This is a genomic window from Ramlibacter sp. (assembly GCF_036383835.1).
In the GTDB taxonomy this organism is placed as follows: domain Bacteria; phylum Pseudomonadota; class Gammaproteobacteria; order Burkholderiales; family Burkholderiaceae_C; genus Ramlibacter.
Genome location: NZ_DASVNN010000092.1, coordinates 1 through 18,259 on the forward strand (window position 1 = coordinate 1; position 18,259 = coordinate 18,259).

Here is an 18,259-nt window from a genome sequence, read left to right on the forward strand (position 1 = left end):
GGCACGCGAAGCTTGCCCACCCTACACAACGCTACGATGCGCCAGCAGGTCGCGCAGCAGCGGCCGCAGCACCGCGGTGTCGATGGGCTTGCGCAGCAGCGCGGAAACGCCGCTGGCGGACAGGTCCTGTTCGGCGATGTCCAGGGCGTTGCCGGTGTACAGCAGCACCGGCAGGCCGGGACGCTGCGACTGCGCCAGGCGCGCCAGCGCGAGGCCCGTCATGCCCGGCATCGTCTGGTCCGTCAGCAACAGGGCGAAGGCCTCGTCGGGCGCCGAGAGCCGGCGTGCGGCGGAGCGCGGATCGGCTTCGAGCACCACCTCCAGGCCCCAGCCGCGCATCAGGTCCTGCATGAAGCCGCTGACGATCGGCTCGTCCTCCACCAGCAGCACGCGGCCCTGCAGCGGCGACGCCGGCGGCACGTCGGCTGCCACCGCCGCCGGTGCGTCCGCGGGTTCGCTGTCGTCGAGCGCCGCCGGCAGCAGCACGCGGAACGAGGAGCCCAGTCCCGGCGCCGTGGCGACCTGGATGTGGCCGCCGTGATCGTGCAGGATGCCGTGGACCATCGCGAGACCCATGCCGGTGCCGCGGCCGACCTCCTTGGTCGTGAAGAAGGGCTCGAACATGCGGTCGACGACGTCCTGGCGCATGCCCGGGCCGTCGTCCGCCACCTCGAAGGCGACCCAGCGCTGGGACTCCAGGCGCGCGCTGCAGGAGGCGCAATGCCCCTGCGCCAGGGCGTGGGCGATGCGCAGCCGGATGCAGCCCTGCTCGCCGATGGCATCGCGCGCGTTGATGAAGAGGTTGAGCAGCACCTGCTCGAACTGCACCGGGTCGACCAGCACCGGCGGCACGGCAGCATCGCCCCCACTGCCCGCGTCCCAGTCGACGGTGATCGACGACGGCAGGTTGGGCCGCAGCAGCTGCACGGCTTCGGCGGTGAGCTGCGCGGGCACCAGCAGGCGGCGCTCGCCGCGGCGCGGCCGCGAGAAGGCGAGCAGTTGCGCCACGTGCTCGCGGGCACGCTCCGCGGCCAGGCGCGCCTGGCCCAGCTCGCGCGCGAGCGCCGGGTCGGCGCCGGCCGCCGGGCGCTCCAGCGCCATGTCGACATAGCCGAGCACGCTGGTGAGGATGTTGTTGAAGTCGTGGGCCAGCCCGCCGGTGAGGTGGCCGATGGCTTCCATCTTCTGCGCCTGCCGCAGCTGCCGCTCGAGTTCGGCGCGGCGCTGTTCGGCGGCGACGCGCTCGCTGATGTCGCGCACCGCATAGAGCACGTGCGGCTGGCCGCGGTACGTCATCGGCGTGCCGCGGACTTCCGCCTGCAGCGTGGTGCCGTCCTTGCGGGTGGCCGTCACCTCGAAGCGCAACTGCCGGCCGGCGAGCGCGAGGTCGTGGTCGAGACGGTGGCGCGCCTGCAGTTCGCGGTCGGCCTGCGTCAGCACCCGGGCGGCGGCCGTCACTTCCTCGCGGCTGTAGCCGCTCATGGCCAGGTAGGCCGGGTTCACCTCCACCGCGCGGTACGAGGCATCGCGCAGCACCAGCGCGTCGGCCGACGCATGGAAGATGGCCCGGTACTGCTCCTCGCTGTCGCGCCGCGCCTGCTCGGCGCGCTTGGCCTGGGTGATGTCGCGGCCGATGTAGAGCACGTGCGGCTCGCCGCGGTGCACGATGGGGACGCCGCGCAGCTCGAGCTCGCGCGACGGCCCGTCGCGGCACAGCAGCTGGGTCTCGAGGCGGACCGTGGCGCCGGCCAGCGCCTGCTCGTGCAGCGCGCGGATGGTGGGGCCGATCGCCGCCGGATTGGCCACCACGCGGTCCACGCCGAGCACTTCGGCGCGCGAGTAGCCCGTCCACGCCTCGTACGTCGCATTGACGTCGACGATGCTGAAATCCGCGGCGCGCAGCACCATGGCATCGACCGAGGCGTTGAAGATCGAGCGGTACTGTTCCTCGCTCTGCTGCAGTTCGCGTTCGCGCCGGCGCCGCTCGCTGATGTCGCGCACCGCGGCCAGCGCATGCGGCCGGCCCCCGCGCACGAAGGGCATGACGCGCAGCTCCGCATCGAAGCTGCTGCCGTTCGGCCGCAGCACCCAGGCCTCGACGTGCGTGCTCTCGCCGGCGAGCGCCCGCCGCACCATGTCCAGGCGATCGCGCACGTACTCGGCGGGCATGGTGCGCGGAAAGGTGCGGCCGATCACCTCCTCGCGGCTGTAGCCGTACAGCGCCAGCGCGGCGCGATTGGCGTCCACCACGCGCAACTGCTCGTCCCAGAGGAACAGGCCGTCGAGGGAGCTCTCGAAGATCGCCCGGTACTGTTCCTCGCGCTGGCGCAGGTCTTCCAGCGCCTGCTTCTGCGCGTCGCCCGCGCGCAGCCGTTCCACCTCCGCCGCGGCGCGCACCGCGAAGATCTTGAGGGTCGCCTTGACGCGGTCGAGGTGCGCGAGCGGCCGCTGCGAAGCCACCGACACGAGTCCCAGCGCGCTGCCGTCGCCGGCGACCAGGGGATGCCCGGCATAGCTCTCGACGCCCAGGCCACGCAGCTCCCGGTCGTCCGGAAAGTGCGATTGCACGTGGCCTGGATAGGCGCGGAAGCACTGGCCGACGACGGTGGCGCAGGGAGAGCCGGCGAGCGGATAGGCGATGTCCTGCAGCACCTTGCCGCCGCAGTACAGGGCGAGCATGCGCATGCCACCGGGGCGCTCCGCATCGGGCTGCGCGATGAAGGCGACTTCCACCTGCAGCACGGTCGCCAGCACGCGCACCAGTTCGTCGAACACGGAGCCGCTGCGCGAGGCGGACACCGCCAGCGCCACGGCCCGCAGCGTCTCGTCCGTCCGATGGCGCTCGATCTCGGCGGAGGCACGGCCGGCGGCGATGTGCAGGAGCGCCTCCATGCGGCCGACCTCGCTGCCGGCCAGCGGCCGCCTGTGCATCGCCACCAGCATGCCGAGCGGCTCGCCGGCGCTGTCGGCGAGCGGCAGCGCGAGAAACGCGTCCATGCGTTGCCGGGCGAACAGCGAACGGGGCTGCCACTGCGCCAGCGCGCCGTCGGGAATGAAGTGGCAGGCGCCCGGCGGCAGCGCCGCCTCGGGCAGCGCCGCAGCGGGGAAGCTGAAGTTCGCGCGGACCTGCCCGTCCAGGCACGCGGCGAGCGTGCGCAGCGTGCCGCCGGCCTTCGGCTTGGCGGCGGCCAGGAAGACGAGGGGTGCCTCGAGCGTGGCTGCCAGCTCGCGCACCAGCAGCGTGAACAGCTCCTGTCCCGTGGCCTGCGTGCCCGACAGCACGAGCCGTGCAAGCGGCAGGGCCAGCGCGGGCGACACGTCCTCGCGCGGCTCGACGGGCGGCGGGTTGCGCCTGCGCATGCTGCAGTCTAGGACAGTGGCCGGACCGGCGGGGATGTCCTTGCGCAGGCATCCCCGCGGCGCCCTCGACGGTCAGCGTTCGCCGGCGGCGATCAGCGTGCTGGCCGGCCTGGCCGCCCGGGCCATCGTGGCATGACCGGAGCTGCCGGCCTCCGAGTTCATCACGCGCACTTCGTCGCGCGCGGCGATGTACTCGGCCCGCGCCTGCGCGGGGGTGTAGTCGCTCGTCGGGCGGAAGGAGCCCAGGTAGAGCGCGAACTCGTTCACGTAGCTGGTCAGCTGCGCGCGGTCGCGCATCACTTCGGCGCGCACCTCGGCGCGGGTGAGCGTGCCGACGAAGGGCTTCTGCACTTCGATCGGGCCTTCGGCCAGGGCGTTGCCGGTCATGAGTGCCGCGGCGACGCTGGCCGCTGCGACAGTGCCGGCGAAACCGAGGAAGGATGCGATGCGCTGGTTCATGGTCTTCTCCGTGAGCGAAGGGGTGGGGGATGGGCTGCGGCCTCGCTCCTTGCGCGCGCCCGGTGGGGGTGAACGCAGTCTGGACGCCGCAGGTATTCGCGCCGTTTCCCCTTGCCGCGGATTTGTATTGCGCCGGTATTCGCCGGCGGCACGCGGCCGGCCCCTAGGCCAGGGCGCGCTGCACGGCGACCGACAGCGGCGTCGTGCGGCGGCCGATCAGCCGCGACAGCGTGTGGCTGCCGTCGTCGAGCGCGCCTTGCGCCGCATCGGCGTCCCAGCTGGCGATCGCCTGCGCGAACCCCTCGGGCAGGCCGAATCCCTGCAGCGCCTGCGCGTAGTCGGACGGGGACAGATCGCGGTAGGGCACCGGCTTGCCCGCCTGCCGCGCGATCTCGGCCGCGACATCCGCCAGCGTGTAGGGCTCGTCGCCGGCCAGTTCGTAAACCTTGCCCTGGTGGCCGCTTCCGGTGAGCACGGCCACCGCCGCTTCGGCGTAGTCCTCGCGCGTGGCGCCGGCGATGCGGCCGCTGCCCGCGCTGCCGATGAAGGCGCCGGCCGCGACCGCGCCCGTGGCGGAGCCGAGGTGGTTCTCCATGTACCAGCTGTTGCGCAGGATCGTCGCCGGGATGCCGGAGGCGGCCAGCATCGCTTCGGTCTCGCGGTGTTCGCCCGCGAGGTTCAGGGGCGAAGTGTCGGCGCGCAGCAGGCTGGTGTAGACGATGTGCCTGACGCCCGCCTGCTTCGCCGCGTCGATCACGTTGCGGTGCTGCGGCACGCGCTGGCCGACCTCGTTGCCGGAGATGAGCAGCAGGGTGTCGACGCCGGCGAGCGCCGCCGCCAGCGCCTTGGCGTCGCCGTAGTCCGCGGCGCGGGCCGGCACGCCGAGGTCGGCCGCCTTGGCCGGCGAGCGCATCAGCGCGACGATGTCCGAAGCGGCCACCTTCTGCTTGAGCTTGTCCACCACGATGCGGCCGAGCTGGCCGGTGGCGCCTGTGATTCCGATCTTCATGGTCTGGTCCTGTGAGGGGTGGAGGAAGTCGATGAAGCACTGTAGGATGGTCACAAACTTTTGGTAAGTACTTACATGAAGGTAAGTCAGGAATCCGCGCGCGCCCGGCGCGCCGCCGCGAAAAAGCCGCCCCGCGCCAAGCTGCTGCGCAAGGGCAACCTGCTGGCGGAAGCCTGCCCGTCGCGCGAGGTGCTCATGCACATGACCAGCCGCTGGGGCGTGCTGGTCCTGCTCGTGCTGGAGCAAGGCACGCACCGCTTCAGCGAACTGCGCCGCGCCATCGGCGGCGTCAGCGAACGCATGCTGGCGCAGACGCTGCAGTGGCTGGAGAGGGACGGCCTCGTCGACCGCGTGGCCTACGCGGTCGTGCCGCCGCACGTCGAGTACAGCCTCAGCCCCCTTGGGACACAGGCCGCCCGGCGCGTGCGCGCGCTCGCCGACTGGATCGAGGACAGCCTGCCGAGCGTGCTGTCGGAGCGGGCGAAGCGGGCGGCGGGGTAGACGGCGAACGGGACGCCTTAGGGTGGGCAAGCTCTGCCTGCCCACCGTTCACGATCCGTTCAGCAAGCGGCAACGAGACTATGCGAGTCCTCCCGCGAGGCCTCCCATGCGCATCAAGCTCGTCGCCCAACTCGTCTCCTCCGTGCTGCTGGTGTGCCTGCTGCTCGTCGTGGCGGCGGTTGCGGGCGGCCGCCTGGCCTGAACCCGGGCATCATGGCGGGTCATGCAAGCGAACCCGTCCCGCATCCCGCTGTCCGTCCTCGACCTCGCGCCCATCGTCGAAGGCGGTGACGCCGCGCAGTCCTTCCGCCACACCGTGGAGCTCGCGCAGCATGCCGAGCGGCTCGGCTACCGGCGCTACTGGCTGGCCGAACACCACGGCATGCCCGGCATCGCCAGCGCGGCCACCTCCGTGCTGATCGCGCACGTCTCCGGCCACACGCGCACGATCCGCGTCGGCGCGGGCGGCATCATGCTGCCCAACCACTCGCCGCTCGTCATCGCGGAACAGTTCGGCACGCTGGAAGCCCTCTTCCCCGGTCGCATCGACCTCGGGCTCGGACGCGCGCCCGGCTCCGATCACGCCACCGCCCGCGCGCTGCGGCGCAACCTCGATTCGGACCCTGAGCAGTTTCCGCGCGACGTCGTGGAGCTGATGGACTTCCTGTCGGATGCGCCGCGGCAGGCCGTGCGCGCCGTACCGGGCATCGGTGCGAAGGTGCCGGTGTGGATCCTGGGCTCCAGCCTGTTCGGGGCGCAGCTGGCGGCGATGCTGGGCCTGCCCCATGCCTTCGCCTCGCACTTCGCGCCGCAGCAGCTGATGCAGGCGATCGAGATCTACCGCGCCACCTTCCGTCCTTCGGAGCACCTGGACAAGCCCCACGTGATGCTGGGCTTCAACGTGATCGCCGCGGACAGCGACGAACAGGCCGCGGTCCTTGCGACCTCGCTGCAGCAGGCCTTCGTGAACCTGCGCTCCGGCCGGCCGTCGCGGCTGCCGCCGCCTGCGCCGGGTTTCGCGGAACGCCTGGGTCCCGCCGAGCGCGCGATGCTGGACAGCGTGCTGGCCTGCACCGCGATCGGCGCGCCCGCAACGGTGCGGCGGACGCTGGAGGCTTTCGTCGAGAACACGCAGGCCGACGAGTTGATGATCACCTCGCAGGTGTTCGACCACGCCGCGCGGCTGCGCTCCTACGAGCTCACGGCCGGGGCCTGGGCCTTGCGCCAGAGCAGCACCGCCACCAGCAGCAGCGGCACGGCCAGCACCGCGAAGCCCGCGCGGTAGCTGCCGAACAGCGCGGCGAGTGCGCCGAACACCGGCGGGCCGAGCACCGTGCCGAAGAAGGTGATCGCCAGCGTGCCGCCGGTGGCGATGCCGGCCTTGCCCGCGGGCGCCTGGCGCGCCACCTCGGCGAGGTAGACGCCGTTCCAGCCGATGGCCGAAGCGCCGAACAGGAACAGCACGGCCACCACCACCACGTGCGGCACGCCGGGCACGAGCAGCGAAGTCGCGACCGCGCACAGGCCCATCACGGTGGCGAGGGCCGCCAGCGTGCGCCGCGCGCCCATCCAGCGGTCGGAGGCATAGCCCCAGGACACGCGCCCCAGCACGCCGCCCACCTGCGAGATCGCCAGCACCGCGCCGGCCGCCACCAGGCCGTAGGCGAGGTTGTCGGTGAGGAAGGTGACGAGGTAGGTGGTGAGCGACAGCTGCGCGATCGAGAACATGAAGGAGCAGCCGGCCAGCATGCGCAGCGGCTTTTCCGACAGCACCATCCGCACCGGGTCGAGGAAGCTGCCGAAGCGCAGCGCCCTCGCGGGGTCGCGGTCGGCATCGAAGTCCTTGCGCAGCACCTGCGAGACGAACGCGCACACGATGCAGGCGGCGGCCACTGCGAGCAGCGCCTGCTGCCAGCCCGTCACCTGCTGCAGGCCCGGCACGATGGCCCCGGCGAGCGCGCCGCCCAGCGGCACGCCCGTCTGCTTGATCGAGAACACCAGCGACATGCGATGGACCGGCGTGGTGCGCGCGAGCAGGTGCGAGCTGGCCGGCGTGATCGGCCCGTAGCCGATGCCCACCAGCACCGCGCCGAGCGCGATGGCAGGCACCCACGGCACCGCGCACAGCAGCAACCCGGCGGCGCAGATCCACAGCCCGAGCTGGCTCACGCGGATGGCGCCGTAGCGCCCTACCGCAGGGCCGGCCGCGAGGCTCGCGAGGATGGCGCCCACGTAGGCGAGCGCGATGTAGAGGCCGACGTAGGCGGCGGAGATGCCCACGGCCTGGGCCACGGGGGGCGCCATCGCCGGCAGTGCGAGCAGCGCCATGGACACCATGGACTGGATCGCAAGCGTGATCGTGAGGGGGGCCCAGCTGTTGTCGTCGGGGGAAGGTCGTTCGCGGTCCGTCATCGGCGTGCAATGCTAACGCGACGGGCCAGGAGGCCTTTCGTACGCCTCCACGAAGCGGCAGTTGCAGCAGCACGCCGGGCGGGGCGAGAATCGGCACGCATCCGCCCTGTCCTCGAAGGAGCCAGGTCATGTCCCTCAGTGCCGAAGCCCGCGCGCGGGTGCTCTTCGTCGCGGCCGTGCTGCTCGTGGCGGTGGCCGCGGCCGGCTGGCTCGCCTGGTCCGCGACACGGCATGCGACCTACGAGATCCGCTCGCAGGAGCCCGTCTCCGGGCTGATCCGGGGCGCGCCGGTGGAATTCCATGGCGTGGAGGTCGGCCAGGTGCGCGAGGTCCAGCTGATGGGTCCGCGCGCCGTGCGCGTGCTGCTCGACGTGGCACGCGACGCGCCGATCACATCGGCCACGCGCGCCACCATCACCGGCCGCGGCCTCGCCACGCGCGGCTTCACCGGCTATGTCTACGTGACGCTGGAGGACGAAGGCGCGCCGGGGAAGAAAGTGGCCGTGGCGCTCGGCGAGACCTACCCGCGCATCGCCACCTCGCCGGCGCGCTCGGTGAGCCTCGACACCTCGATCCAGCAGCTGAACGACAGCATGCAGTCGGTGACTGCCCTCCTCGAGTCGGTCCTCGACCGCGAGACGGTGGGCTCGCTGAAGCGATCGCTGGCGCAACTCGACCAGGTGACGCGCACGCTCGCGGCCAACAACGCGAAGCTCGAAGCCCTGATCGACAACGCGGAACTCGCGAGCGGCCAGCTGCCGCCGCTACTGCGGTCCGGCCAGGCCGCCGTGAGTTCCCTGCACGCATTGACCGCCAACACGCAGGACCGGCTCGGCAGCATCCTCGCGCACACCGAGCAGGCGAGCGGGCAGTTCGTGCCGCTGCTGGAATCGACCAGCGAAGCCGTGCGCTCGCTGCAGAACCAGGTGCTGCCGGAGGCGCAGCGCACGCTCACGCGACTGGACCATCTCTCGAGTTCGCTGGACGAAACCGCCACGCGCATCCGCCGCAATCCGGCGGTGCTGCTGCGCGGCAGCGCCTCCGGAACGCTCGGCCCCGGCGAGGGCCGGTGATGCGGGTGACGCGGCGCGTGCCGCTGCTCGGCGGCCTGTGCCTCGCAGGCTGTGCGGCCCTGGCGCCCGTGGATGTGGAAGTGACCACGGCGGTGCTGGACCGCGTGCCGGCCGACGTGCCGCGCGCTCCCCGCAGGCCGGAGACGCTGCTGGTCTATCCGCTGGAAGCCGCCGACCGCATCGACACGCGCCGGATGGCCTACACGCTGCGGCCGCACCACTTCGCCTACTACGCCCGCAACGAGTGGGCGGAAAGCCCGGCACGCATGCTGCAACCGCTGCTGGTGCGCACGCTGGAGGCCACGGGCCGCTTCGCGACGGTGGTGACGCCGCCCGCCTCCGGCGCGCACTACGGACTGCGCGCCGACCTGGAGGAACTGGTGCAGGACTTCGGCCAGGTGCCTCCGGTGCTGCACCTGTCGCTGCGGCTGCGGCTCGTGGACGAACGCAGCAACCGCACGCTGGCCGTGCGCGAACTCGAGGTCCGCGAGCCGCTGCAGCAGCAGACGCCCTATGCCGGCGTCGTCGCGGCCAATGCGGCGCTGGACCGCGCACTGCGCGACGCCGCCGTGTTCGTGCTGGAGGCGGCGCGGCGCACGCCCTAGCCCGCGCGCGCCGGCGGGAACATGATGCGGGCGTGGACACGCTGAAGCTGCTGCTGGCCGGCGACGTCATGACGGGCCGGGGCATCGACCAGGTCCTGCCCCATCCCGGCGACCCTCGCCTCTACGAACACTGGGTGCGCGACGCGCGCGAGTACGTGCGCTTCGCGGAACGCGCCCATGGGGCCATCGCCGCGCCGGTCGCGTTCGACGATCCCTGGGGCGAGGCGCTCGCGGCCATGGACCGGCAGGCGCCGGCGCTGCGTGTCGTCAACCTGGAAACGGCCGTGGCGGACGTCGGGCAGCCGTGGCCCCGCAAGGGGATCCACTACCGCATGCATCCCGCCAACACGCCTTGCCTCGCCGCAGCGCGCCTCGATGCCTGTGGACTGGCCAACAACCACGTGCTGGACTGGGGTCACGCCGCGTTGGAGCAAACCCTCGAAAGTCTTGCCGCGGCCGGACTGCGGACCGCGGGCGCGGGGCGCGATCGCGTGCAAGCCTGGGCGCCGGCCGTCCTGCCGCTGCCGGACGGCCGCCGCGTCCTGCTGTTCTCGATGGCCACGCCGAGCAGCGGCGTGCCGCGGGCCTGGGGCGCGCGCGCCCCTCGGTCCGGAGTCGCGCTGTTGCCGGGACTGTCGGACCGCGCCGCGCGCGTCGTGGCCCGCGCCGTCGCGGCGCATCGGCAGCCCGGCGACCGCGTGATCGTTTCGGTGCACTGGGGCGGCAACTGGGGACTCGCGGTGCCCGATGCGCATCAACGCTTCGCGCGGCGGCTCATCGAACTCGGCGCCGCCGACGTGGTGCACGGCCACTCCTCGCACCACCCGCTGCCGATCGAGGTGTGGCGCGGCCGGGCGATCCTGTATGGCTGCGGCGATTTCCTGAACGACTACGAGGGCATCGGCGGGCACGGCAGCCTGCGTTGCGACGTCGGCTGCCTCTACGCGCTGACGCTCGACGACCTCGGTGCCGTGCAGCGGCTGCAGATCGAGCCCTTCGAAGTGCGCCGCTTCCGCCTGCAGGCCGCGGATGCGACCGCGCGTGCGTGGCTGTGCTCCATCTTCGACGAGGGCGGGCGCGCGTTCGGTACGCGCGTGCAGGGGTGGGATGGGGAGCGATTCGTGCTGGGTTGGGGCTGAGCCACGCGGGATCGCAGCGGCAGATCGAGGGGATGAGGGGCGCTTGAGACCGGAAGCGGACTCAAGCCACACGTGTAAGCTCATCATTCTTGCGAGACCGATTCAGGGACGGAGAAAAGAAAATGGCTTTCCGGAGGAACCAGCGACATCTACGGTGGGCAGGAGTTGCGGCACTTGCCACAGCATTCATGTTTGCCCTCCCGCTCGCGCCATCCTGGGCGGCGACGAGAACCAATTCGCCATCTGCCGCCGCGCCAGTGCTCGACGCGACGCGCAAATCCGAAATCCTCGCGAGGTTCCCTGGTGCCCGATTCATCGAACCAGTGCGAAAGCAGGAACGAGCCGGGGAAGGACGATACCTTGAGATTCTTCCCCGTCGCGGCCGGGCCGTTTCCGCCCTCATCCCGGTCGACATCGGACAACCTGTCGCCTATGCGGTTCGCGGCGAACTGGTCGCCACCCTCCAGCCCGGCGAGGGCGTCGCCACCCTGGAAGCCGCGCTTCGTGCGAACCGCCTCGGCTTCGTGGTGGTGCGACAGATCAGTGCCCGCGGCGTATACCTGCTGCGAAGCCCGGCGCGAGCCGGAAGAAATCCCTGGTCCGCGGCATCCGCCTTGCATGCACCGGGCATCTTCAAGGCCCTGGAACCGAACTATCTGCTCACCCTGAGCGCCAACCAGCACGGGATCACGATCCCCGCCGAACAGTGGTCCCTGGACACTCCCGGGCTGGCGGGAGACGGCGAGGTGGACGGGGACGTGGACGGGATCGAGGCGTTGTCGCGCCTCAAGTACGGCCGCAAGCCGCTGTCCGATGTGGTCGTGGCCGTGATCGACTCCGGTGCTTCGATCGAGCATCCGGCTCTGGCCCCGCGGCTGTGGATCAACTCGGGCGAAATCGCGGGGAATGGACGCGACGATGACGGAAACGGCAAGGTCGATGACCTGCACGGCTGGAACTTCGTCGCCGACAACGCGAACGTTTCGGACGACAACGGGCACGGCACGCACGTGGCCGGCATCATTGGCGCCGCCCAGCACAAGGGTAGTGGGGCCTTGGGTCTCGCTCCGAACGCCAGGCTGATGATCCTCAAAGTGGCCGATCAAGCCAGCATCGACCTCGACAAGGTGGTCAGCGCGATCGACTACGCAGTCGACCAGGGTGCTCGCGTCATCAACATGTCCCTCGGCGGGCGGCAATTCACCACCGCACTCCAAGACGCGATCACGTATGCCGCAAGTCGTGACGTGGTCACCATCGCGGCAGCCGGGAACGAGGGGCTCGACGTAACGGCCGCCGGGAATGGGACTTACCCGTGTCTCATGGCCAACCTTTCGCAGTGCGTCAGCGCCAACGATCGGAACGGCGCTCGTGCGGCTTACTCCAACTATTCCGGTAGCCCGTGGCGAATCTTCCTGCTCGCGGCACCCGGAACGGAGATCTGGTCGACGCTGCCGCGCACCGTGTCAGGCTACGGACGCATGTCCGGCACCTCCATGGCGGCACCCCACGTGACTGCCGTGGCCACGGTCCTGCGCGGGCGCCATGGCGACATGAACAGGGACGGAGTGGCCAGGCAGCTGGTTGCGACCGCCGATGGCGGAATGCGGCTGAACGCCTATCAAGCGATCCATGCCCAAAGGGCCGTGAACGACGAGGACCCTGAAAGCTACTGCAACACCAAGGTCGAAGGTGTCACGCCAAGGAAGTGGATCGTGCCGTTCGCAAGCTCCTGGGAATCAGGCTTCGACGGATCCACTGCGGAGCGCTCGCACCGCATCTGCACACTGCAACAGCTCTTCGCCATCAACACGCTGCTGGGCGAGGAGAAGCATTTTGCGCTGGTGCGCGACCTGGACTGGTCGGAGATCGGAGAACCGGAGTGGAACCGGATCGGAACGGACAGCAAGCCTTTCCAGGGCATCTTCCACGGCGTGGGGCACACCATTCGGAATTTCACGCATCGACGGCAACTCAGCGAGCTCGGACTGTTCGCGCGGATCGGACCCCGCGGACAAGTCGGCAACCTCCGCATGACGAATGTGCTCCTGCAGGGAGTCGACAACGTGGGCGCCCTGGCAGGCATCAATGAAGGGGTGGTCGAAAACGTCCAGGTGGAAGGGGTGGTCCGTGGCAGAACCCGCGTCGGCGGGGTGGTTGGCCTGAGCCAGCGTGCAGTGGGAGGTGCCGCAAGTTCCGGGCGCATCAGCAATGTCTTCTTCGAAGGCCGGGTGGACGGCACCTCCGCAGTGGGCGGACTTGCGGGCGTCGTTGGCAACGATGCGGTGGTTCAGAACTCGTTCGCCAAGGGCTTGGTCAGGGCCACCGCGTCAACGACGGCCCGCGCGTCGGCCGGCGGGCTGGTCGGGAACCTCGAGCATCGCGCGCGCGTCGCCATGAGCCTCTCCGTGTCGAACGTCGTGTCGACGGAGGTCGCTGGAGGGCTGGTCGGTGCGCTGCGATGCGGTGCCGAAGTGCAGGCCAGCTACAGCGAGCTTGCCGGATCCGGGCAAGTGGCCGGCGGCCTGGTGGGGACCCTCGAGAACGCCATCATCCGGGACAGCTATTCGCTGGCCCTTGCTTCGGGCTCGACGGTCTCGGGCGGCCTGATTGGAAGGAAGCAGGACGATGCCGCCGGGCCCCGTCCCGGGACGTTCTCCTGTACGGAGACTTCGCAAAAGCTCCCTCCGTCGGACATCGTGCGCTCCTTCTATCTGTCCACCTTCAACGCGCCCGGTGGCGGCGGTCAACCGAAGACTCCGGCGGAGCTTCGCATGTCCACGACCTACACCGGATGGACGCTGGACGGTTCGGTCTGGCAAATCCAACCGGGCGAGTCCCCCTCGCTGACAAAGCTCCCACGCACTCGCGCCAGCGACGATTAGGCAATCCGTCACCCTCCCCGCCGATACAAACCGAAAAGAACCGCGACCCCCGCGAGATCCTCCCCGCGCCCCTCGCCGGCACGATGCCCTCCTCACCCACTACGAGGGCATGCACCATGCGACCCTGGATCAAGAGGACCCTGTTCGGACTGTTCGGCGCCACCGTGGCGCTGGGCGGCCTCACCGCCTGCGGGCACCGGTACGGGCACGAGCGCTACTCGTCGATGAGCGCGGCGGAGCAGGCGGAGTTCCGCAAGCGCGCGACGGATCGCGTGGCCAGCCGCCTCGACCTGAACGAAGACCAGAAGAAGCGGCTGGACGCCCTGCTGGCCAAGCTGCACGAGCAGCGCGTCGCCTTGCGCGGCGCGACCGATCCGCGCGCCGAGGTGCGGTCGCTGGTGGCCGGCGAGAAGTTCGACCGGACGAAGGCGCAGGCGCTGGTGAGCGACAAGCTGGCCGCGGTGAACACCAGGAGCCCGGAGCTGATCGCCGCCTTCGGCGATTTCTACGACAGCCTGTCGCCCGCGCAGCAGGACAAGGTGCGCGACGTCCTGCAGCATCGCCGGCATGGCTGGTGGCGCCGCGGGTGACAATGCCGCATGCCGCGGATCCTGCTGATCGACGACGACGCGCAGCTGGGCGAGCCGCTCGCCACCTACTTCCGGCGCTTCGACCTCGAACTGGTGCAAGCCACCCGTCCGGGCGAAGGGCTGGCGCGGCTGCGCGAGGGCGGCTTCGACGCGGTGATCCTGGACGTGATGCTGCCCGAGCAGGACGGCTTTGCCGTCTGCCGCGCGATCCGCGGCGAGAGTGACGTGCCCATCGTGATGCTCACCGCGCGCGGCGAGGTGATGGATCGCGTGGTCGGCCTGGAACTGGGCGCCGACGACTACCTGCCCAAGCCCTTCGAGCCGCGCGAGCTGGTGGCACGCATCACCACCGTGCTGCGCCGCCGCCGCGCCGCACCCGTCGCAGCGGATGGACTGCTGCGCTTCGAAGGACTCACGATCGATCCGGTGACGCGCAGCGTGGAGCGGCAGGGCGAGGCCGTGGATCTCACCGGCACGGAATTCGAGCTGCTGCTCATGCTCGCGCGCGAACCCGGCCGCGTCTTCAGCCGCGACGACATCCTGAACCAGCTGCGCGGACACGAGGCCGATCTCTACACGCGGGCGGTGGACATCGTGGTCAGCCGCCTGCGCCGCAAGCTCGAGCCGCTGGCCGCGATCAAGACCTTGCGCAACGCGGGCTATGCCCTCGCGCTGCGGGCGCAGCGGCATGGCTGACCGCTGGCACCAGCGCACACGCCAGCGCCTGCGCCATTCGCTCAAGGCGCGGCTGGTCGCCCTGTTCCTGGTGCTCGCCCTCCTGCTGGCCGGCACCTTCCTGGCCGGCATGCAGAAGGCGCTGGGCATCGGCTGGCGTGACGCCGCGAAGCCGCTGGTCACCGACTACGTCGACCGGCTCGCGGCGGAGATCGGGTCGCCGCCGTCGGTGGATCGCGCCCGTGCGATGACCGATCGCCTGCCGATCACGGTGCGCATCGCGGGTCCGCAGGTGAACTGGGACAGCGATCCTCGACGCGAATCCGCTGCGCCGTGGCAGCGGCACGAACACTGGCGGGGCGACGAGGGCCTGCTGGTGCGCAGCACGGCCGACGGCCACCGCATCGCCTTTGGCGTGAACGTGCAGCCGTGGCGCGACCGGCCGCGCGTGTGGGCCTGGCTCACGCTGGCCGTGCTGCTGGTGCTGACGGCCATCGCGTACAAGTTCGTACGGCGGCTGCTGCGGCCGCTGGACGACATCCGCGCCGGCGCGCAGCGCTTCGGCCGCGGCGAATTCGGCGAAGCGATCCCGGTGCGGCGCGGCGACGAGCTGGGCGAACTGGCGGGCGACGTGAACGCCATGGCCTCCAGCATCCACCAGATGCTGGAGGCCAAGCGCACGCTGCTGCTGGCGATCAGCCACGAGCTGCGCAGTCCCCTCACCCGCGCGCGGGTGCACGCGGAACTGCTTCCGGAAGGCGGCGAGGCCGCCATGCGGCGCGAGGCCCTGCTGCGCGAGTTGCAGGCGATGGCGCACCTGGTGACGGAACTGCTGGAAAGCGAGCGCCTGGGCCAGGGGCACGCCGCGCTGCAGCGCGAACCGACCGACCTGGGCGCGCTCGTGCGCGAGGTGACGGCCGATACCGGCGTGCGCACCGAGATCGCGACGGACCTGCCGCCGCTGCCACTGGACCGCGTGCGGATGCGGCTGCTGCTGCGCAACCTGGTGGACAACGCGCTGCGCCATGGCGCCGGAGCCGAGCCGCCGCTGGTGCGCGTCGTGCGGGAGCCCGGCGCGGGCATCGCCCTCACGGTGCGCGACTTCGGCCCGGGCGTGGACCCCGCGGTGCTGCCGCAGCTCGCCGAACCCTTCTACCGGCCAGACGCCGCGCGCGAGCGAGCCACCGGTGGCGTCGGCCTCGGGCTGTACCTGTGCCGGCTGATCGCGCAGGCGCACGGCGCCGACTTCGCGCTGCGCAATGGGAAGCCCGGGTTCGAGGTCGCCGTGCGCTTCAGGAGCGAGACGTCCAGCGCCTGACCACCCCGTTGGTCCAGCCGAAGCCATCCTGCAGGGGATATTCGCCGCCGCTGCCGCCGCACGGTTCGTGTTCGTCCCCCGAGCGCAGCGCGTACTTCTCCACCAGCCGGTTCTCCCGGTCGAACACGACCTGCACCGTGCGCATCCAGCGCTTGCGGATCTCCTCCGCGGTGTGGTCGCGGCCGTAACGCCGCAAGCCCTCCACCGCCATCCACGCCAGCGGCGCGAAGCCGTTCGGGCGGTCCCATTGCTCGCTGCTGTTCCGCTCGGTGGTGAGCAGGCCGTCGCGCACCAGCAGGCGCTCGCGCACGGTGCGCTCCACGGCGTGCGCCTGCCGCTCGCTGGCGACGCCGCAGAACAGCGGCACCAGCGTGGCCGCGGTCAGGACTTCACGCCGCCGCTGCGTGCGCCAGTTCCAGTCGGCGTACAGGCCCGCCGCGGCATTCCAGAAGTAGCGTTCGATCGCGCTCGCGCGTGCGCTGGCGCGGGTGCGGAAATGGGCCGCCGTCGCGCCGTCACCGCCTGCCGCGGCCAGCCGCGCGATCGTGCATTCCAGTTCATGGAGGAAGCAGTTCAGGTCCAGAGGCAGGATGTCGGTGGTGACGATGCTGGGCAAGCCCACGTTCGCATCGGCCATCCAGCGCGTGCTGAAGTCCCAGCCGGATTCCGCCGCGGCGCGCAGGTGGCGCCAGACTTCCTCGTGCGGCCTGCCGCTTGCCGCCGCCGTGGCGACGTCCTCGCGCCACGACTCCTCGCGCGGCGTGCAGCGGTCGTCCCAGTAGCGGTTCAGGAGCACGCCGTCCGCCGTGCGCACCACGCGGCGATGGGCCTGGCCCGCATCGACGCGATCCTCGCCGTCCATCCAGAACGCGTGTTCGCGCCGGAGCTGCGGCAGGTACTGCGATGCCGGCGGTCCGCCGCGCTGCTCGCACAACTGGGTCATGAGCGCGAACACCGGTGGCTGCGACCGGCTCAGGTAGTAGGTGCGCGTGCCGTTGGGAACCAGGCCGAAGGTGTCGACCAGGTAGGCGAAGTTGTCGGTCATGCAATGCAGCATCTCCGCGTAACCGCTGTCCGCCAGGCCCAGCATCGTGAAGTACGAGTCCCAGTAATAGAGCTCGACGAAGCGGCCGCCCGGCACGATGTAGCAATGCGGCAGTTGCAGCAGCGAACCTTGCGGCGGATGCTGCAGCGGCTCGCGGATGAGGAAGCCCCACAGGTCGTCGATGTGCTGCGCCAGGGTCTGGCCGGCCACCGGCACGTAGTCGCAGCGCGCGGGCTCGGGCGAGCCGAAGTGCTCCCTCACGAAGTGCCGCAGGTCGAAGCCGTGACGGTGCCGGCCGGCGCGGTAGCGGGCCAGGATCTCCTCCGGCGCGATGCGCGGCGCGCAATCGGGGAAGGTCTTGCTGTCGTGGAAGACGACCGCGCGCTGCACCTCGACGAAGAGCTCCCGGTAGCGTTCGGCCGGCGTGCGGGTGTCCGGCGGAGGGCTGGCGGCGGCGGCGGCCTGGCGCGCCTGCGGATGGGCGAGCGGGATCACGCCGGCTAGCCGTGCCACATGCGCAGCAGGGTGTCGTCGCGGTCCACCCAATGGTGCTGCAGCGCGGCCGCCATGTGCAGCGCCACCAGCAGCATCAGCGCGTACGCGAGCCAGTGGTGCACGTTGATCCAGATGCGGAACATGGCCTCGTTCCGCGGCACGAAGTCGGGCAGCTCGAACCAGCCGAAGAAGGAGACGGGATAGCCGCCGGCCGACGACATCAGCCAGCCGGTCAGCGGCAGGGCCAGCATCAGCGCGTAGAGGCACAGGTGCACGAAGCGCGCGGCGACCTGCTGCCACATCGGCGTTCCTTCCACCAGCCGCGGCAGCACGTTGCCCACGCGCCAGGCGAGCCGCAACAGCACGATCCATAGCGCCAGCAGCCCCAGCGCCTTGTGCACGAGGATCAGCGTGATCTTCACGCGGTCGAACCCCGTGTCGGGCAGGGATCCCATGTACAGCCCCAGGGCCACGAGCACCAGCAGCAGGCCGGCCATGCCCCAGTGCAGCAGGATGGCGAGCGCGCCGTAGCGGCCGGGAGTGTTGGCGAGCAGCATGGGTCGACGCGGCGGTGCGGAGTCTCCCGCAGCAGCGTACACCCAGCGGCGGCCCTCGGGGCCGGGCGTCGCGCCGAACGCCAGAGCGTGAAAAAAGCGGCGGCGCGTCGTACGATGCGCCTTCCGCCACAGGAGT

General features: G+C 70.9%; 15 protein-coding genes. 9 read left to right on the forward strand and 6 right to left on the reverse strand.

The features are described from left to right. Window positions 1-21: 21 nt before the first annotated feature. The 3 genes from VF522_RS15030 to VF522_RS15040 form a co-directional block, all read right to left on the reverse strand. The gene (locus VF522_RS15030) at window positions 22-3,360 is read right to left on the reverse strand and encodes a PAS domain S-box protein (RefSeq protein ID WP_330909097.1); all 3,339 of its coding nucleotides are present in this window, start codon (window positions 3,358-3,360) and stop codon (window positions 22-24) included. A 72-nt stretch (window positions 3,361-3,432) separates the two neighbouring features. Beyond that, window positions 3,433-3,819 (reverse strand): hypothetical protein, encoded by a 387-nt coding sequence (locus VF522_RS15035; protein ID WP_330909098.1) that lies wholly within the window; start codon window positions 3,817-3,819, stop codon window positions 3,433-3,435. A 163-nt stretch (window positions 3,820-3,982) separates the two neighbouring features. Next, complete coding sequence (locus tag VF522_RS15040; RefSeq protein WP_330909099.1) at window positions 3,983-4,828, reverse strand: SDR family oxidoreductase; 846 nt, start codon at window positions 4,826-4,828, stop codon at window positions 3,983-3,985. Window positions 4,829-4,903: 75 nt separating this feature from the next. Here VF522_RS15040 and VF522_RS15045 point away from each other — a divergent pair, with 75 nt between their 5' ends. Both VF522_RS15045 and VF522_RS15050 read left to right on the forward strand, forming a co-directional pair. Continuing rightward, on the forward strand, window positions 4,904-5,329 hold the full coding sequence (locus VF522_RS15045; RefSeq protein WP_330909100.1) for a helix-turn-helix domain-containing protein: 426 nt from the start codon (window positions 4,904-4,906) through the stop codon (window positions 5,327-5,329). A 223-nt stretch (window positions 5,330-5,552) separates the two neighbouring features. Further along, complete coding sequence (locus tag VF522_RS15050; RefSeq protein WP_330909101.1) at window positions 5,553-6,614, forward strand: LLM class flavin-dependent oxidoreductase; 1,062 nt, start codon at window positions 5,553-5,555, stop codon at window positions 6,612-6,614. Here VF522_RS15050 and VF522_RS15055 read toward each other — a convergent pair. Beyond that, window positions 6,521-7,741 (reverse strand): MFS transporter, encoded by a 1,221-nt coding sequence (locus VF522_RS15055; protein WP_330909102.1) that lies wholly within the window; start codon window positions 7,739-7,741, stop codon window positions 6,521-6,523. The genes VF522_RS15050 and VF522_RS15055 overlap by 94 nt on opposite strands. 128 nt (window positions 7,742-7,869) lie before the next feature. Here VF522_RS15055 and VF522_RS15060 point away from each other — a divergent pair, with 128 nt between their 5' ends. The 7 genes from VF522_RS15060 (at window position 7,870) to VF522_RS15090 (ending at window position 16,026) form a co-directional block, all read left to right on the forward strand. Next, the gene (locus VF522_RS15060; protein ID WP_330909103.1) at window positions 7,870-8,814 is read left to right on the forward strand and encodes an MlaD family protein; all 945 of its coding nucleotides are present in this window, start codon (window positions 7,870-7,872) and stop codon (window positions 8,812-8,814) included. Next, window positions 8,814-9,419, forward strand: coding sequence for an ABC-type transport auxiliary lipoprotein family protein (locus VF522_RS15065; protein ID WP_330909104.1), 606 nt, complete (start codon window positions 8,814-8,816; stop codon window positions 9,417-9,419). The genes VF522_RS15060 and VF522_RS15065 overlap by 1 nt, the downstream gene beginning before the upstream one ends. 32 nt (window positions 9,420-9,451) lie before the next feature. Further along, the gene (locus tag VF522_RS15070; RefSeq protein ID WP_330909105.1) at window positions 9,452-10,558 is read left to right on the forward strand and encodes a CapA family protein; all 1,107 of its coding nucleotides are present in this window, start codon (window positions 9,452-9,454) and stop codon (window positions 10,556-10,558) included. Window positions 10,559-10,746: 188 nt separating this feature from the next. Continuing rightward, window positions 10,747-13,443 (forward strand): S8 family serine peptidase, encoded by a 2,697-nt coding sequence (locus tag VF522_RS15075; RefSeq protein ID WP_330909106.1) that lies wholly within the window; start codon window positions 10,747-10,749, stop codon window positions 13,441-13,443. Between the two features lie 116 nt (window positions 13,444-13,559). Further along, window positions 13,560-14,033, forward strand: a complete 474-nt coding sequence (locus tag VF522_RS15080) for a Spy/CpxP family protein refolding chaperone (protein ID WP_330909107.1) — start codon at window positions 13,560-13,562, stop codon at window positions 14,031-14,033. Window positions 14,034-14,042: 9 nt separating this feature from the next. Next, window positions 14,043-14,729 carry a response regulator transcription factor gene (locus VF522_RS15085; protein WP_330909108.1) on the forward strand — a complete coding sequence of 229 codons (687 nt, stop codon included), beginning with the start codon at window positions 14,043-14,045 and terminating at the stop codon, window positions 14,727-14,729. Next, window positions 14,722-16,026 (forward strand): HAMP domain-containing sensor histidine kinase, encoded by a 1,305-nt coding sequence (locus VF522_RS15090; protein WP_330909109.1) that lies wholly within the window; start codon window positions 14,722-14,724, stop codon window positions 16,024-16,026. The genes VF522_RS15085 and VF522_RS15090 overlap by 8 nt, the downstream gene beginning before the upstream one ends. Here the strand turns inward: VF522_RS15090 and treF are convergent. Further along, window positions 16,001-17,584: an alpha,alpha-trehalase TreF gene (treF, locus tag VF522_RS15095; protein ID WP_330909110.1), complete on the reverse strand. Its 1,584-nt coding sequence runs from the start codon at window positions 17,582-17,584 to the stop codon at window positions 16,001-16,003. The two genes, VF522_RS15090 and treF, sit on opposite strands and share 26 nt — an antisense overlap. After that, complete coding sequence (locus tag VF522_RS15100) at window positions 17,572-18,123, reverse strand: cytochrome b (protein WP_330909111.1); 552 nt, start codon at window positions 18,121-18,123, stop codon at window positions 17,572-17,574. The genes treF and VF522_RS15100 overlap by 13 nt, the downstream gene beginning before the upstream one ends. Between the last annotated feature and the right edge of the window lie 136 nt (window positions 18,124-18,259).

What these genes read in the sequence shown, in the direction of transcription:
- VF522_RS15030 (WP_330909097.1), bottom strand. Translation starts at nt 3,360, where the DNA reads ATGCGCAGGCGCAACCCGCCGCCCGTCGAGCCGCGCGAGGACGTGTCG.
- VF522_RS15035 (WP_330909098.1), bottom strand. Translation starts at nt 3,819, where the DNA reads ATGAACCAGCGCATCGCATCCTTCCTCGGTTTCGCCGGCACTGTCGCA.
- VF522_RS15040 (WP_330909099.1), bottom strand. Translation starts at nt 4,828, where the DNA reads ATGAAGATCGGAATCACAGGCGCCACCGGCCAGCTCGGCCGCATCGTG.
- VF522_RS15045 (WP_330909100.1), top strand. Translation starts at nt 4,904, where the DNA reads ATGAAGGTAAGTCAGGAATCCGCGCGCGCCCGGCGCGCCGCCGCGAAA.
- VF522_RS15050 (WP_330909101.1), top strand. Translation starts at nt 5,553, where the DNA reads ATGCAAGCGAACCCGTCCCGCATCCCGCTGTCCGTCCTCGACCTCGCG.
- VF522_RS15055 (WP_330909102.1), bottom strand. Translation starts at nt 7,741, where the DNA reads ATGACGGACCGCGAACGACCTTCCCCCGACGACAACAGCTGGGCCCCC.
- VF522_RS15060 (WP_330909103.1), top strand. Translation starts at nt 7,870, where the DNA reads ATGTCCCTCAGTGCCGAAGCCCGCGCGCGGGTGCTCTTCGTCGCGGCC.
- VF522_RS15065 (WP_330909104.1), top strand. Translation starts at nt 8,814, where the DNA reads ATGCGGGTGACGCGGCGCGTGCCGCTGCTCGGCGGCCTGTGCCTCGCA.
- VF522_RS15075 (WP_330909106.1), top strand. Translation starts at nt 10,747, where the DNA reads ATGTTTGCCCTCCCGCTCGCGCCATCCTGGGCGGCGACGAGAACCAAT.
- VF522_RS15080 (WP_330909107.1), top strand. Translation starts at nt 13,560, where the DNA reads ATGCGACCCTGGATCAAGAGGACCCTGTTCGGACTGTTCGGCGCCACC.
- VF522_RS15085 (WP_330909108.1), top strand. Translation starts at nt 14,043, where the DNA reads ATGCCGCGGATCCTGCTGATCGACGACGACGCGCAGCTGGGCGAGCCG.
- VF522_RS15090 (WP_330909109.1), top strand. Translation starts at nt 14,722, where the DNA reads ATGGCTGACCGCTGGCACCAGCGCACACGCCAGCGCCTGCGCCATTCG.
- VF522_RS15100 (WP_330909111.1), bottom strand. Translation starts at nt 18,123, where the DNA reads ATGCTGCTCGCCAACACTCCCGGCCGCTACGGCGCGCTCGCCATCCTG.